This window comes from Vibrio sp. TRT 21S02 (genome assembly GCF_050113675.1).
Lineage (GTDB): Bacteria > Pseudomonadota > Gammaproteobacteria > Enterobacterales > Vibrionaceae > Vibrio.
Genome location: NZ_JBNJOI010000003.1, coordinates 54,833 through 70,857, shown reverse-complemented (window position 1 = coordinate 70,857; position 16,025 = coordinate 54,833). Strand labels below are relative to the sequence as shown.

Sequence of the window (16,025 nt, the reverse complement as noted above, 5' to 3'; positions counted from 1 at the left end):
CAAACACAAAGAAATTTATGCAGGCTCTTGGAAGATAACCTCATCCGCTTTCTTAGTGTACTGATCCATTTTATGGAAGTTCAAGTAACGGTATGTATCTGCAGCTGTCGCATCAATTTGCTTGGCATACTCCAGATACTCAGCCTTGGTTGGGATCTTACCAAGAATGGCGCCTACTGCAGCCAATTCTGCCGAAGACAGGTAAACATTTGCACCAGTACCTAAACGGTTCGGGAAGTTACGTGTCGAAGTCGAGATTACTGTTGCTTTATCTGCAACACGTGCTTGGTTACCCATACAGAGTGAACACCCCGGAGTTTCGATACGAACACCAGCACGACCGTAAATACCGTAGTAACCTTCTTCCGTTAACTGATCACGGTCCATCTTAGTTGGTGGCGCGACCCATAGACGAGTATCTAATTGACCACCAAATTGCTCCAACAGCTTACCTGCTGCACGGAAGTGACCGATATTGGTCATACAAGAGCCGATGAACACTTCATCAATGTTGGTACCTTGAACTTCAGATAGAAGACGCGCGTCATCTGGATCGTTTGGTGCACATAGAATTGGTTGATCAATCTCAGCCAAGTCAATCTCAATCACGTGTGCGTATTCTGCATCTGCATCCGCTTCCATCAATTCAGGATTCGCCAACCACTCTTCCATTGCGGTAATGCGACGCTCAATCGTACGACGGTCACCGTAACCTTCCGAGATCATCCATTTCAGCATGGTGATATTCGAGTTGAGGTACTCCTCGATAGAGGCTTGGGACAACTTAACCGTACAACCTGCCGCTGAACGCTCGGCTGAAGCATCTGATAGTTCGAATGCCTGCTCAACTGTTAGGTGCTCAACGCCTTCGATTTCTAGTACGCGACCAGAGAATTCGTTGATCTTACCGGCTTTCTCAACCGTTAACAGACCTTGTTGGATTGCGTAGTAAGGAATTGCATGCACAAGGTCACGAAGCGTAATACCCGGCTGCATTTCACCTTTAAAGCGCACCAAGATTGACTCTGGCATATCAAGCGGCATAACACCTGTCGCTGCAGCAAATGCAACAAGACCAGAACCCGCAGGGAACGAAATACCTAGAGGGAAACGAGTATGCGAGTCACCACCTGTACCTACAGTATCAGGTAGAAGCATACGGTTTAGCCATGAGTGGATAACACCATCACCCGGACGAAGCGAAACACCGCCGCGGTTCATGATGAAATCAGGTAGTGTGTGGTGCGTGTTTACATCGACTGGTTTTGGATAAGCTGAAGTGTGACAGAATGACTGCATCACGAGATCCGCAGAGAAGCCAAGACACGCAAGGTCTTTTAGCTCATCACGCGTCATTGGACCGGTAGTATCCTGAGAGCCAACAGTTGTCATTTTAGGCTCACAGTATTGACCAGCGCGAACACCTTCTACGCCACATGCTTTACCCACCATCTTCTGAGCAAGAGTATAACCTTTATCAGAAGCTGAAGGATCGACTGGTTTCGCGAACAAATCGGTTTCTTCTAGGCCTAGAGATGTGCGAGCACGACTGGTTAAGCCGCGACCGATGATCAGTGGAATACGGCCACCAGCACGGACTTCATCAAGCAATACTTTGCTCAGTTCAAAGCTTGAGATTTCTGCACCATCTTTGCGAACCACACCTTCATATGGGTAGATATCAATCACATCACCCATGTTCATCTCTTGGACGTTTAGTTCGATTGGCAAAGCACCTGAGTCTTCCATCGTGTTGTAGAAGATTGGCGCAATTTTACCACCTAAACAAATACCACCAGTACGCTTGTTTGGTACGTATGGGATGTCATCACCCATAAACCAAAGCACTGAGTTAGTCGCAGATTTACGTGAAGAACCGGTCCCAACAACATCACCCACGTACGCGAGTGGAATGCCGTCTTTTTGTAGCTCTTCAATTTGCTTGATAGGACCAACACTACCCTGCTCATCAGGGTTGATACCGTCACGCTCCATTTTCAACATGGCTTTTGCGTGTACTGGGATATCAGGACGAGACCAAGCATCCGGTGCAGGAGATAAGTCATCGGTATTGGTTTCACCAGTGACTTTGAATACTTTAACGGTGATTTTTTCCGCTACTTTTTCTTTAGAGGTAAACCACTCCGCATTTGCCCAAGATTGCAGGACTTGCTGAGCAAACTCATTACCCGCTTTGGCTTTCTCTTCAACGTCGTAGAAAGCATCAAACATCAGTAGCGTGTGAGATAGCGCTTTAACCGCAATTGGAGCGAGAGCTGCATCATCGAGTAGTGAAATCAGTGGCTCAATGTTGTAACCACCCTGCATAGTACCAAGCAGTTCTGCCGCTTTTTCCTTGCTAACTAACGGTGATTCAACTTCACCTTTGGTGATTGCGGTTAGGAAACCCGCTTTTACATATGCGGCTTCATCGACACCTGGTGGAATGCGATTTTCGAGTAGGTCAAGAATGAACGCTTCTTCACCTTGTGGGGGATTTTTAAGAAGTTCCACAAGGCCTGCAACTTGCTCGGCATCTAGTGGTTTAGGTACAACTCCTTCAGCAGCACGCTCTTCGACGTGTTTACGATAGGCTTCAAGCACGACTTATTCCTCTCATTGCGGTTCCTCCCTCTTATTGCTATTGATTCAAAAAATAAGGGAGTGAACATCCTTGGAAACTTGGCTCTCCATGCCATATTTTTCATTCAGTTCTGAGTGAGAAACAGCGCCAGAGAGGCCAAACTGTGGGCGGTAGAATAGCAAATTTAACGTAAAATTAAAATCTCATCATTTTGACCAACATAGCAAGTTAAGACTAAAGTCCTATGATTTTTACCCTTTTATTGCCATGTTTGGCTATTTGAACGTTGTACCTATGATCAAATAAACCGAGTCAAAATTCTGTTCTGTTCTTCCGTATCCAAACATAATTGGACCAACTGGTGAATCAACACCAGCGAAGACTGAACCCGCGACATATAAAGGCGCATCGTGCAGTTTCAAGTCCGGATCAGACCACACACCACCATACTCTATCGAGCCTCCAAGATAAAAAGGTGATGTGAAAAGTCCAAAATCATTGTCAAACCAGCGATATCGATACACTAAGCTACCAAATACCTTGTTTTGACCAATTAAGCTATTGCGTGGAATGCCCGATAAATTCAGGAATCCACCGATCTCCTTCGGTTCAATTGGAATCGAGGAGTTTTTACTTTTTACCATACCTATGTCGATATTTGCGACCAAAGTATGGCGCTCAAAGGTATGTGCACCGATAAATTTGCCATCAAACTCATACGCGGTGTCCTTGATTCGCTGATCAGACACTAACTCCGACTCACCAAGGCTTCTGTCGTGTGAAATTAAATATTCAAGGTCAAAATAGACACCACTACGCGGTAGGCTGTAGTTATCAAGCGTGTCGATTCGATAATTGGCAAACACACCCGTGCGGCTAAAACTGACATCCCCCAAAGAAGGTAAGCTGGATAATTCTGCTTCTCCATCCGTGTATCTCGCCCCGACCTTAAACTCGCGCCACAAGGTATCTTGATAGCCAATCGCTAGCTCTGTTTTCCATTCCGTGTAGGAAACTGGCAAATAATCCGTTGTGGATTCTAATGTCGTATCTGCAAAGCCACTAAGTGGCCCATTTCGCTTTTCGTTGCTATAGCTAACGCCAAATGTCGTGAACGCTTTTTGACTAGAGAAAAAAGGACTATAAAGCTCAGCTTCGATTAACTTATCCGTCCCCATTTCAATATTTGTCGTCAATTCTGCACCATGGGAATTCAAATCAGTAAAGTTAGTCGAAACACCGATGGAGTACTGACTGTCTGTATCAAAGTCATCTTCCAAGAAGAATCGGAAGTTAACGTAATTCGGCCCCCACGATTTTTCTTTTACATCGATGATAAGAAGATCTTCACCATTTTGCTGATCATAACGATAGGTGATCAGTTCAAAACGATCCAACGCGTACAAACTTTGAATGCTCGCTTCAACCTCTTTTGTGGTGTAAGTATTGCCACTTTGAAGATTCAAACGATTCTGTATTAGGGTGTCGGTATAGTGGGTCCGATTATTGATCACCACCTGATCAACCTTGATTTCATCACCGTAGCGCAGGTTACGGCGCGCATTCTGTTTTTGGTCGATATAACGCTGATAATTTGCAGTCGAAAGAGATAAGGTTTTCAACGCCTCTTTCTGCGTCATCACAGTTTCATACCCGCGGCTGTATGCATCAGGCATTTTATTAAACTCAGTGGTTTCCATGTCCCCCACATCGGGACGAAGGAAATAATCGCGCTCAGTCAGTGTTTCGGCTTGTCGATTGGTTGTGCTGCGAACCAGATAGTTGGAGAGTTGATCAGCAACGGTCAGGAAGGTGGTAAAGTCTTCTTCTTGTTTATAGTCAGTGCTGATGTCCACCGCAATAATGATGTCAGCCCCCATATCGCGAGCTACATCAATCGGCATATTGTTTGTTACACCGCCATCCACCAGCAGGCGACCATCAAGCTCATAAGGAGGCAGCGCTCCCGGCACCGACATGCTTGCCATCATTGCGTCAACCAGATAGCCACTATCAATGATCACAGGCTCCAGTTTTACGATATCCGTTGCGACAGAACGGTAAGGAACGGCAAGTTGATCAAAAGATTGGAATGGTGGCAAATTTCCAGCAGTTTCACGCAATATTTTCAGCATCCCCTGACCTTGCACAAAACCGCGTGCAGCGCGCACGGAACCCCAACGCAACCCGAGGTCCGTCGTCAATTGGTATCTATCTTCGTATTCTTTATCACGTACTCGGCGTTGGCTACGATCAACTCGATCACGATACCCACTGTTCCAATCCACACTGTAGATAAAACTTTCGATTTCATCAGCACTCATGCCTGATGCATACAAGCCACCAACGTATGCTCCCATGCTGGTCCCGGTAACAATATCGACTGGAATTTTCATCTCTTCGAGCGCTTTCAGCACTCCAATATGAGCGGCCCCTTTGGCACCGCCCCCCGCGAGGACAACCGCTACTTTAGGACGTGCTTTCGTCGTATCGGCACTAAACAGTTCTTGTGATGATGCCGTGCTGGCGAACATAATCAACAACAAAAAAGACACTAACTGACGCACGTCCTGCTTCCTTACTTCTAAAGCTTTAGATTACCAACTGAATATATTTTTTAACCATTGAGCAGGCTTGTTTTCACACTGCTTTTTAAACTGTTGGTTTGGGTCCCACACGGGAAGTTTGAAATTATTATCACAATCTAAGCGTAATTGCCCCTGCCCACTTCTCTGAAAACCAAGCGTAGTCACACCTTTTGGCCATGGTAATGTCAGTTTCTCGGGAATTCGGTGTTGCAAGTATTCAGCATAAACACGCAGCGCACCACTGGCACCCGTTAATTTTGTTGGCTTGTTGTCATCACGACCAAGCCAAATCGTTGTCACTTCGCGCCCATCGACGCCGACAAACCAGCTGTCTCGCGTATCATTACTGGTACCCGTTTTTCCAGCTAAAGCCGCCCACGAAAATTTACTATTAAGGAAACGACCAGTTCCTTCTAAAACGCCGCGCTTCATAGCATAAGTGGTTAACCAAGCCGCTTGTTGGTCAACCGTCTGAGACACTCTTGGAATCGATTCGTATAACACATTACCGTCTAAGTCGATCACCGACCTTAGTGTTGACAGTTGCGCTTTTTTCCCCGAGTTAGTCAACGTCTGATACATCTGTGCAACCTGAAATGGCGTTAAAGTAAATGATCCTAAGAACATCGAAGGCACTGGACGAATTTCATTGCGATCAACCCCCAAACGCTCAAATGTATCCATGACTTGAGGAATCCCCATTTTCATGCCGAGCTGCACTGTGGGTACGTTTAATGATTTCGCTAATGCAATATATAACGGCACATTGCCACGAAACTTGCGATCATAATTACGTGGTTTCCATACATTGCCATGGCTACCTTTCAACGTTATCGGCTTATCTTGTAGTGTCGTCGCTAAGTTGTAATGCGCAGGATCTTGCAGAGCCGTTAAGTACACTGCGGGTTTCGCCAGCGAACCAATTTGGCGACTGGCATTCAATGCACGGTTAAATCCGTCATAACCCGTTCGTTTTCCACCTACCATCGCGCGGATTTCACCGGTATGACGATCCACGGCTATCGCAGCACCCTCTAACGATTTTCCTGCTACACTGGCTAGCTGTGGGATCTTACGAGCAATCGCCTGTTCAAGTTGATGCTGAGAAACTGGGTCAAGCGAAGTAAACACACGTAATCCAGTATCAGAGTGAAACGCATCACCCACTTTTTCATTCAACTCAATTTTTAACTGTTGGAAATAGGCTGGCTGACGGCTGGCAATACGTGGATTATCTTGAATATCCAGAGGTCGATTCGCCGCTTCTTCATACTCACTCGCCGTTAACGTATTTTGCTGCATCATTAGTCGCAGCACTAGGTCACGTCGCACTTTCGCACGCTCAGGATAACGCACTGGGTTGTAATACGAAGGTCCTTTCACCATACCGACCAAAAGCGCTAGCTGATCGATTCTCAGCTCTTGGATCGGCTGACCAAAATACAGTCGTGAAGCCAGACCAAAACCATGAATTGCTTCACCGCGACTTTGACCGAGGTACACTTCATTCAGGTACCCTTCCAAAATGCGATCTTTGCTGTATCGGTAGTCAATGATCAAAGCAATATAGGCTTCCCGCAGCTTACGCCACAACGTTCTATCACTGGAAAGGAAGATGTTTTTGGCTAACTGCTGGGTCAGCGTACTGCCCCCTTGGACCGTTCGACCCGCTTTAATATTCGCAACAAGTGCACGAGCGATCGCTAACGGCGACACGCCATCATGCTGATAGAAGTTGCGATCTTCGGTCACCAGCAATGCATCAACCATCACCTCAGGGAACTGATCTCGCCTTAAGAATAAACGCTGCTCATCATTCTTTTTCTCAAGCATTCCGAGCATTTTGGGCTCAACTCGCAGATAGCCCAAATCGCCACGTTGCTCTAAAGATTGGATGCGCTGAAGTCCAGAAGCATCAAAATGCAACATCACATGTCGATCTGGCTCAGGGCCATCAGAGAATTCAAATGGGCGACGGATCAGTTCAATACGGCTGGAAGAAGAAGAATACTCACCGGGATAACGCGGCTGACCGACCTTGCGGTAGTTCAAAACGTCCAGTTCATTACGCACTTCTTTGAGACTGATGTTGTCTCCCGGTGCGAGATTTAAGATTCGGGCATAGACCACCGTTGGCAAATCAAATAACTGGCCATCAAATCGTTGCTTCACCACACTATCGAGGTAAATCCCAACGAAAATGAGAATGGCAACAACCGCCAAACCAAGCTTCCAGCAAATTCCCCATAAGATTTTGAGCCAGGATTTTTTACCTTTTTGCGGCTGTTTGCTGCTTTTTCTACGTGGTTTAGTCGTCGTTTTCTTCGACGCCGATTTTGGCGTACTCGATGCTTTTTTCTTGGTCATTGATTTAATTGTCGTTTGGTTTTGGTGGTCGCGACATGGTTGGCTGGATCGTCAGGCCAGACATGTTTGGGATAGCGTCCTTTCATTTCTTTCTGAACTTCTTTATAGGCACCCTGCCAGAAACTGGCGAGATCACGAGTAACCTGCAAAGGGCGTTGCGCTGGAGACAGAAGCTCCAGCACTACTTTTTGCCGTCCTTTTGCGATAACTGGCGACGATCGTTCGCCAAAAATCTCCTGCATTCGAACGGATAGCACGGGAGACTCGCCTTGTTGATAGCGGATCTGTTTTTTTGAACCCGTGGGTAACGTGTAATAACTCGGTAACCATTCATCCAATTGCTGATTTAATGGCCACCCGAGACGTGCTAACAATGCTTCGCAAAGATCCAACTGCTGCATTGCTTTCACAGAACTCACACCGACCATGTATGGCAATAGCCATTCATCGATCGTATCGAGTAAGCTTTGCTCGTCCATCGCGGGCCAAGCTTCTTCATTTAACCAATCACTGCCACAACGAATGCGCTCCAATAAGCTAAGCGCAGCTGTATTCCAATGTAATACAGCGAGTCCTTTGCGACGAACATAGTTAAGTAAAGCTTCGGTCATTTTTTCCCCGCTTGGCGCAGGTAGTGCCGTTCGCTGAATCAGTAAGTGCGCTATCTGAACACGCTTTTCTGCAATTAATCGGCCTTTTTTATCATCCCAGTCAACCGTTTCCATTTCTGAGAATAATTCTGGAAGTCTTTGTTCTAGTTCAACAATGTCGAGTCTTGCAGCAAGATAAATTGTACTGGCATCCGTTTGGCTACGCATAAGCTCAGCACATACTAAATAAGGCTCATCCACCAAAACATCATCATGTTTTAACATCGCACCATGACCATTGGCCAATAAGTACCGTCCGGGTTGATGATGCCTTTGCCCGGCAATGCGGTCCGGGAAAGCCAAACACAGAATAGGCCCCAGCAAGGTTTCTTCGATACTTTCAAGCGAAAAATGACTCTGAAACTTAGCGGCTAATGCTTGAATTCGTTGCAAAACAAGCTTGTTGCGACTGTGGTTGCCTTGTTTTAAGCGATGCAACGCAACTGAAAAATCCGTCTGATTTTTCTCCGGCTCTTCAAGCAATGCAGCCACAGCAATCGCAGTGTTCAACCAAGAATGATGCTGAGATTTTACTAGCATTGCAGCCAACCTTGGCTCGATCCCCAACGCATGTGCTTGCTGACCTAACGATGTGAGCTGATATTGCTCATCCATTAAACCAAGCGTTCGAAGTAAGTCACGAGCCTGATTTAATGCAGCGTAAGGCGGCAAATCTAACCATTGTAACTCTGCGGCATCTTTGCATCCCCATTGTGCTAACTCCAGCGCAAGGTTAGATAGATCGGAGCGAATGACTTCCGGTTGAGGAACCAAAGGCTGTTGATTCAACTGGCTCTCACTATAGATGCGAACACATATGCCCGCTTCCAGTCGCCCAGCACGCCCCGCTCGTTGCACCGCAGAAGATTGCGCAATTCGCGTTTCTTCTAAGCGAGTGATGCCACTTTTCAAATCGAATTTAGCCATTCGTTCAAGCCCTGAATCGACCACAATACGAATGCCTTCAATGGTTAGGGATGTTTCCGCAATATTGGTTGCCAAAACCACTTTGCGCCTACCAGGCATCGCCGGCGCTATCGCTTTTTGTTGATCCTTGATGCTAAGTTGCCCATACAACGGGCAGATATCGACAGTCTCATCCACCGCTTGTAATTGCTCGGCTAGCCGTTTAATCGCACCAACGCCGGGCAAAAATACCAGCATAGATCCCGTTTCAGAGTGGAGCAGATTAACAACTTGTTTCGCCAAAGCTGGGAGCAAGTTTTCATTCGGCCGTAATGGACAATAACGCTGCTCAACCGGAAATGAGCGGCCTTGAGATTCAATATAAATAGCGTCTGGCAACAATCCGATGAGCGCACTGTGATCCAGCGTGGCTGACATCACCACCAGTTTAAGATCTTCTCGCAATGCTTGTTGTACTTCCAGCACGAAAGCCAAAGCGGTATCGGCATGTAAACTGCGCTCATGAAATTCATCAAAAATCACCAAACCCACACCATGAAGTTCGGGATCCGTTTGCAACATGCGGGTCATGATCCCTTCGGTCACTATTTCCAATTTCGTCTGTGATGAAACTCGATTGTCACCTCTAACTCGGTAACCGACCGTCTCGCCGACGGACTCACCAAGTTGCTCAGCTAAATAACGAGCAATATTGCGAGCAGCGAGTCGACGCGGCTCCAACATTAAAATCTTTCCGGTGATACGATTTTGGCGCAACAGTTGCAGCGGGAAGAAAGTCGACTTACCCGCTCCGGGAGCGGCTTTTAAAATAAGTTGATCATGACTGGCTAAGCCTGCCAGCAGATCTGGCATCACGGCTTCAATAGGCAACTGTGACAAGAGAGTGACCTTATGGTGTAATGGAAGCCACCATTGTACATAAAAACAGTAGATAAATGCACTTTGATCCACCACTCGACCAAGCCACACTAATCCAACGTTATAAACGTTTTCTTGCAGATATTACTTTGCCAGACGGCAGTGAACGCACCATTCATTGTGCAAATACTGGGGCGATGACCGGATGCGCTCAACCAGGCAGCACTGTATGGTATTCCACCTCAGATAACCTCAAACGCAAATACCTAAACAGTTGGGAGCTAACAGAAACGCCATCAGGGCATCGAATTTGCGTTAATACGGCAAGAGCCAATCAATTGGCTGTCGAAGCGATTCGAGATGGCCTAATAGATGAACTTCAAGGTTATGATGAACTTCAAACTGAAGTGAAATATGGCAATGAAAATAGTCGGATTGATATCTTGCTCAAATCAGAATCTAAACCAAAATGCTATATAGAGGTAAAAAGCGTCACCTTATTCGATGAAAATCATCAAGGACAGGGCTACTTTCCAGATGCAGTTACGACACGAGGCCAAAAGCACCTGAGAGAGCTCACAGAAATGGCGAGAAATGGAAGCAGAGCAGTACTTTTGTTCGCTGTTTTACATTCAGGTATTGAAAAAGTTTCTCCTGCACACCATATAGACGCCAAATATTCACAATTACTGAAAGAAGCGCAACAAGAAGGGGTGGAAGTCCTGTGCTACAAAGCAGAACTTTCCAATACCGAGATGAAACTGGTTAATGCTGTCTCATTTTGCAATTAGTACTAAAAAATGATGCCGCCTTCACATTGACAATAAGTTTACTCTTGAGTATTTGCCTCAATAACTTCTTTTTGCTATAGATACCCGCCTTAAAATTAACTGCTCTAGCAGTTGACTAGGTGTTAGTAGGAGATGCTGCATGCCAGAATCAAAGAAAAAAGCGCTAGGCATCCTAGCCATTGCAGGTGTAGAGCCATATCAAGAAAAAACAGGTGAAGAATACATGTCACCTGAGCAAATGGCTCATTTTTCAAAAATTTTGACAGCTTGGCGTGACCAGCTTAGGGAAGAGGTGGAACGTACTGTTCACCATATGCAAGATGAAGCAGCTAACTTCCCTGATCCAGTTGACCGAGCTTCACAAGAAGAAGAGTTCAGCTTAGAACTGCGCAACCGCGATCGTGAACGTCGTCTAATCAAGAAAATCGAAAAGACACTAAACAAAATTGAAGAAGACGATTTCGGCTTTTGTGAATCTTGTGGTATCGAAATTGGTATTCGTCGTCTTGAAGCACGTCCAACAGCCGATCTTTGTATCGACTGTAAAACACTTGCAGAGATGAAAGAAAAACAGATGCAAGGCTAAGCCTTAAAGCGTTATATAATGAAGGGAGCCTAGGCTCCCTTTTTAATTTCTCTTTTGCTTTATTCAGGTCCATTCTATTCGCTTATGAGTTACATCGGTCGTTTTGCACCTTCTCCTTCAGGCCCTCTCCACTTTGGCTCACTGATCGCAGCTCTAGGTAGCTACTTTCAAGCAAAGTCACAACAAGGAAAGTGGTTAGTTCGCATTGAAGATCTTGATCCACCGAGGGAAATGCCAGGGGCCGCCGATTTGATCCTAAAAACCCTAGAAGCGTATCAACTCTTTTGGGATGGTGAAGTGGTATACCAAAGCCAGCGCCATCACCTATATCAGCAGCAAATTGAGACGTGGTTAGAGACTGGCGTTGCCTATTATTGTCAGTGCACCCGAAAACAAATCAAACAATCCGGTGGCTTTTATCAAGGGACATGCCGTGATTTGAAACTGAACAATCCAAAAGATTGTGCCGTGCGCCTCACCATGCAGCATCCAGTATATCAGTTTGCAGATCTGCGCCATGGCAATATCACAATCCCTAATGCATTGGCAGATGAAGATTTTATTATTAAGCGTCGTGATGGCTTGTATGCGTATAATCTAGCTGTTGTACTGGATGACATTGACCAAGGGGTCACTGAGGTTGTCCGTGGCGCAGATTTAATTGAACCTACGGGGCGACAAATCAGCTTGTATCAAACACTTGAGCAAGCACAGGTTCGATACCTGCATTTACCCTTGGCTTTAGATGAACATGGGCATAAATTGTCCAAACAGAATCACGCTAAAGCGATTGATAACCAAAATCCTAAACCTGCACTGCTTGATGCGATGCACTTTTTAGGATTTCAATGTGATGCCCACTTAGAACAAGCCACAGAGGCTGAAATCATCGCTTGGGGTGTCGAAAATTGGCATTTATCTCAGCTACCTGACTCGATCGAGATCACACCAAGATTCTCAAACCGCGCTGTGTAAGCTATTATTAGCCGCAAATTCGCCCTTAGGGTGACAAATTTAAACTGAAGCAAAATTGGAATTAACAGTTATACACCAATAAATTGGAGTGGTTTATCCGCCTCTCAATCAACGGGTATATTGCCAGATGCACATGAATAAAAACGACTATACACCAAGCGAATCCGCTGGATATGCAGATCTTGCCCTCAATATTATTACTCGCGAAGAGCATAATATTTCCCGTAAGCAGATCAGTGACAATGCACTCAAGGTGCTATACCGACTTCATAGTGCCGGCTTCGATGCATTTCTAGTTGGTGGTGGCGTTCGAGATCTCCTCCTTGAGCACCATCCAAAAGATTTTGATATCGCAACCAACGCAACACCTGAGCAGATTCGACATTTATTTAAGAACTGTCGTCTTATCGGCCGCCGATTCCGCCTCGCACATATTATGTTTGGCCGTGACATCATCGAAGTTGCGACTTTCCGAGGTCATCACCAAGAGCCAAGTAAGAACGTGTCACAGCAATCGAAAGAAGGCATGTTGCTGCGTGATAACGTGTACGGAAGTATTGATGAAGATGCAGAGCGTCGAGACTTTACCGTCAACGCGATGTACTACAACATTGCCAACTACGCGATTCATGATTACGCGGGAGGTATCGAAGATCTCGAAGATAAACTGATCCGTTTAATCGGCGATCCTGAAACGCGCTACCGTGAAGACCCTGTTCGCATGCTTCGTGCTGTACGATTTGCTGTAAAATTAGATTTCGATATCGAAGAGGAAACCGCTGCTCCGATTGAAGAGTTGGCCGGGTTACTTAGAGATATTCCAGCAGCTCGCTTATACGAAGAATCACTCAAGATGCTGCAATCAGGTCACGGATTAGAAACCTACCATCTAATGCGTGAATACAACCTATTCCAGCAACTGTTCCCAAGCGTGTCCCATTACTTCACGGCCGAATATGCTTCCAAAACAGAGCAAATGCTGGATCTAGTGCTGGACTCAACCGACATTCGCGTAGAAGAAGGGAAACGAATTAACCCAGCTTTCATGTTTGCAGCAATGCTATGGTACCCGCTTCAAGCTGTCGCAGAGAAACTGATGGAAGAGCGTAACTTCTCTTACTATGATGCCGTCATGGAAGCCAGCAACATTGTGCTGGATGAGCAAGTTAAAACCATTGCGATCCCTCGCCGTCATACTGCAACCATTCGCGAAATTTGGCAGTTACAACTTCGTATGCCTCGCCGCAACGGAAAACGCGCATTCCGTCTTATGGAGCTCAATAAGTTCCGTGCTGGTTTCGACTTCTTAGAAATGCGCGGTGAAATCGAAGGTGAAGAAACAGCGAAACTGGCAAAATGGTGGGAAACCTTCCAAAACGCGGGTCGCAATATGCGCCAAGCCATGGTAGCTGATCTCGATAGCAGTGATGATACAAAACCACGCCAGCGTCGTCGCAAGACCTTTCGTAAGAAAAAATCGAAGGCAAAATCATGATCACTGCATACATAGCAGTCGGCAGTAATTTGTCTGATCCAGTCACGCAGGCAAACAGTGCCATTGACGCGTTAAAAACCCTACCGAAGTCAACACTCCTTCAGGCTTCGATGCTGTATAGTAGCAGCCCTATGGGACCGCAAGATCAGCCCGATTACATCAACGCTGTCGTGGCAATTGAAACTGAATTAACGCCTCTTGAGCTGCTCAATTGCACTCAAGCAATTGAACAAGAACAAGGGCGTGTCCGTAAAGATGAACGCTGGGGCCCAAGAACCTTAGATCTCGATATCATCCTTTATGGCAATGAGGTGATGGATTCCGAACGGTTAACCATTCCCCACTACGGAATGAAAGAAAGAGAGTTTGTTCTCTACCCACTCGCTGAAATCGCACCAAGTTTAACGCTCCCTGATGGGACTGAGTTATCTGAGCTACTGAAACAAGTAGACAGAAATGGCCTCAGAATTTGGCAATCGTAGCCAACTCCTAGTAAGGAAAAACGATGAAAAAAATTACCATTAACGACCTAATGAAGTGGAAACAAGAAGGTCGTAAATTTGCTACTTCCACCGCTTATGATGCGAGCTTTGCTCAGTTATTTGAAAGTCAGGAAATGCCTGTTCTTCTAGTTGGGGATTCCCTAGGAATGGTACTGCAAGGAAAGCCAGATACCCTCCCCGTGACTGTTGAAGACATCGCTTATCATACTCGCTGTGTTCGCGCAGGCAGCCCAAACTCATTGCTCATGGCCGACATGCCATTTATGAGTTACGCAACGCCTGAACAAGCCTGTGAGAATGCTGCAAAGCTAATGCAGGCTGGTGCAAACATGGTAAAAATTGAGGGTGGTGACTGGTTAGTTGAGACCGTAAAAATGCTCGCTGAACGCGCGGTACCCGTTTGTGCTCATCTAGGGCTAACCCCACAATCTGTCAATATTTTCGGTGGATATAAGGTCCAAGGCCGTGATCAAGAAAAAGCCGATCGCATGGTGAAAGATGCCCTAGCCCTTCAAGAAGCAGGAGCGCAAATTGTATTACTTGAGTGTGTACCTGCAAGCTTAGCTGCGCGCATCACTGAGGTTCTAGATGTGCCTGTGATTGGTATTGGTGCTGGTAACGTGACTGATGGCCAGATCCTTGTCATGCACGATATGTTTGGTATTTCTGCTAACTACATGCCTAAATTCTCGAAAAACTTTTTGGCAGAAACTGGTGATATGCGACAAGCCGTTGCGAAATACATCGAAGATGTACAAAGCGGAGCCTTCCCAGACGACGCTCATACCATTGCCTAGAGGATTAACAGATGGAAACTTTTGCTGAAATTTCCGCCTTGCGTGAACAAATCAAACTTCACAAACGAGAAGGCCGTAAAGTTGCTTTTGTTCCGACAATGGGTAATTTGCATGAAGGCCACTTGACTCTGGTTCGTAAAGCTCGAGAACACGCAGACGTCGTCGTGGTAAGCATTTTCGTCAACCCAATGCAATTTGAGCGTGCTGATGATCTCAACAATTACCCACGCACACTTGAAGACGATCTAGCTAAACTTGCTGCTGAGAATGTCGATTTGGTCTTTACACCGACTCCAGAAATCATCTACCCAGAAGGCCTAGATAAACAAACGTTTGTCGAAGTACCCGGGTTATCAACCATTCTGGAAGGGGCTTCTCGCCCAGGTCACTTCCGTGGCGTCGCAACAATTGTCACCAAGCTATTCAATATTGTACAACCTGACGTTGCTTGCTTTGGTGAAAAAGACTTCCAGCAGCTTGCGGTTATTCGCAAGATGGTGGATGACCTCGCCATGGATATCGAAATTATTGGTGTCGCTACCGTACGCGAAATGGATGGCCTAGCGATGAGCTCACGTAATGGCCTACTGACCATTGATGAACGCCAACGTGCGCCAGTACTAGCGCGTACAATGCGCTGGATCAGCAGCGCTATGCGCGGTGGACGCGACGACTACGATTCCATTGTTGAAGACGCAAATGATCAATTGCGTGCTGCGGGTTTGCAGCCTGATGAAATCTTCATCCGTGATGCACGCACACTACAAGCGATTACAGCTGAAACTACACAGGCCGTTATTCTTATGTCAGCTTTCTTAGGAAAAGCACGTTTGATTGATAATCAAACGGTAGAAATGTCCGCTGAAGTGAAAGAAGAAGATTCCGCGGCTGAAACGGAATAACA

Annotated in this window: 11 protein-coding genes; 7 read left to right on the top strand and 4 right to left on the bottom strand. The window is 46.1% G+C overall.

Annotated features, from left to right (window positions below; genetic code table 11):
- Positions 1 to 15 precede the first annotated feature (15 nt).
- The 4 genes from acnB to hrpB form a co-directional block, all read right to left on the bottom strand.
- Positions 16 to 2,604: a bifunctional aconitate hydratase 2/2-methylisocitrate dehydratase gene (gene acnB, locus ACQEXU_RS04470; protein WP_427009851.1), complete on the bottom strand. Its 2,589-nt coding sequence runs from the start codon at positions 2,602 to 2,604 to the stop codon at positions 16 to 18.
- A 255-nt stretch (positions 2,605 to 2,859) separates the two neighbouring features.
- On the bottom strand, positions 2,860 to 5,151 hold the full coding sequence (locus ACQEXU_RS04465) for a patatin-like phospholipase family protein (RefSeq protein ID WP_367987299.1): 2,292 nt from the start codon (positions 5,149 to 5,151) through the stop codon (positions 2,860 to 2,862).
- Positions 5,152 to 5,181: 30 nt separating this feature from the next.
- Positions 5,182 to 7,539 (bottom strand): penicillin-binding protein 1B, encoded by a 2,358-nt coding sequence (gene mrcB / locus ACQEXU_RS04460; protein ID WP_427009850.1) that lies wholly within the window; start codon positions 7,537 to 7,539, stop codon positions 5,182 to 5,184.
- On the bottom strand, positions 7,536 to 9,995 hold the full coding sequence (gene hrpB / locus ACQEXU_RS04455; protein WP_427009849.1) for an ATP-dependent helicase HrpB: 2,460 nt from the start codon (positions 9,993 to 9,995) through the stop codon (positions 7,536 to 7,538). Before hrpB ends, mrcB begins: the two co-directional genes overlap by 4 nt.
- A 56-nt stretch (positions 9,996 to 10,051) precedes the next feature.
- On the opposite strand from hrpB, the gene sfsA reads away from it, so the two are divergent.
- From sfsA to panC, 7 genes are all read left to right on the top strand, one after another.
- Positions 10,052 to 10,765 (top strand): DNA/RNA nuclease SfsA, encoded by a 714-nt coding sequence (sfsA, locus tag ACQEXU_RS04450; protein WP_427009848.1) that lies wholly within the window; start codon positions 10,052 to 10,054, stop codon positions 10,763 to 10,765.
- 139 nt (positions 10,766 to 10,904) lie between these two features.
- Positions 10,905 to 11,351 carry an RNA polymerase-binding protein DksA gene (gene dksA / locus ACQEXU_RS04445; RefSeq protein WP_427009847.1) on the top strand — a complete coding sequence of 149 codons (447 nt, stop codon included), beginning with the start codon at positions 10,905 to 10,907 and terminating at the stop codon, positions 11,349 to 11,351.
- Positions 11,352 to 11,435: 84 nt separating this feature from the next.
- Positions 11,436 to 12,326, top strand: coding sequence for a tRNA glutamyl-Q(34) synthetase GluQRS (gluQRS, locus tag ACQEXU_RS04440; RefSeq protein WP_427009846.1), 891 nt, complete (start codon positions 11,436 to 11,438; stop codon positions 12,324 to 12,326).
- Between the two features lie 127 nt (positions 12,327 to 12,453).
- On the top strand, positions 12,454 to 13,821 hold the full coding sequence (gene pcnB, locus ACQEXU_RS04435) for a polynucleotide adenylyltransferase PcnB (RefSeq protein ID WP_427009845.1): 1,368 nt from the start codon (positions 12,454 to 12,456) through the stop codon (positions 13,819 to 13,821).
- On the top strand, positions 13,818 to 14,303 hold the full coding sequence (gene folK, locus ACQEXU_RS04430; protein ID WP_427009844.1) for a 2-amino-4-hydroxy-6-hydroxymethyldihydropteridine diphosphokinase: 486 nt from the start codon (positions 13,818 to 13,820) through the stop codon (positions 14,301 to 14,303). Before pcnB ends, folK begins: the two co-directional genes overlap by 4 nt.
- A gap of 23 nt (positions 14,304 to 14,326) precedes the next feature.
- A complete protein-coding gene (gene panB, locus ACQEXU_RS04425; RefSeq protein WP_367987307.1) occupies positions 14,327 to 15,121 on the top strand; it encodes a 3-methyl-2-oxobutanoate hydroxymethyltransferase in 795 nt (264 codons plus the stop codon).
- Positions 15,122 to 15,132: 11 nt separating this feature from the next.
- A complete protein-coding gene (gene panC, locus ACQEXU_RS04420; RefSeq protein ID WP_427009843.1) occupies positions 15,133 to 16,023 on the top strand; it encodes a pantoate--beta-alanine ligase in 891 nt (296 codons plus the stop codon).
- Positions 16,024 to 16,025 lie beyond the last annotated feature (2 nt).

Excerpts from the sequence above, each read along its gene's own strand:
- sfsA (WP_427009848.1), top strand. The coding sequence starts at position 10,052 with ATGCACTTTGATCCACCACTCGACCAAGCCACACTAATCCAACGTTAT.
- panB (WP_367987307.1), top strand. The coding sequence starts at position 14,327 with ATGAAAAAAATTACCATTAACGACCTAATGAAGTGGAAACAAGAAGGT.
- pcnB (WP_427009845.1), top strand. The coding sequence starts at position 12,454 with ATGCACATGAATAAAAACGACTATACACCAAGCGAATCCGCTGGATAT.
- gluQRS (WP_427009846.1), top strand. The coding sequence starts at position 11,436 with ATGAGTTACATCGGTCGTTTTGCACCTTCTCCTTCAGGCCCTCTCCAC.
- folK (WP_427009844.1), top strand. The coding sequence starts at position 13,818 with ATGATCACTGCATACATAGCAGTCGGCAGTAATTTGTCTGATCCAGTC.
- dksA (WP_427009847.1), top strand. The coding sequence starts at position 10,905 with ATGCCAGAATCAAAGAAAAAAGCGCTAGGCATCCTAGCCATTGCAGGT.
- mrcB (WP_427009850.1), bottom strand. The coding sequence starts at position 7,539 with ATGACCAAGAAAAAAGCATCGAGTACGCCAAAATCGGCGTCGAAGAAA.
- panC (WP_427009843.1), top strand. The coding sequence starts at position 15,133 with ATGGAAACTTTTGCTGAAATTTCCGCCTTGCGTGAACAAATCAAACTT.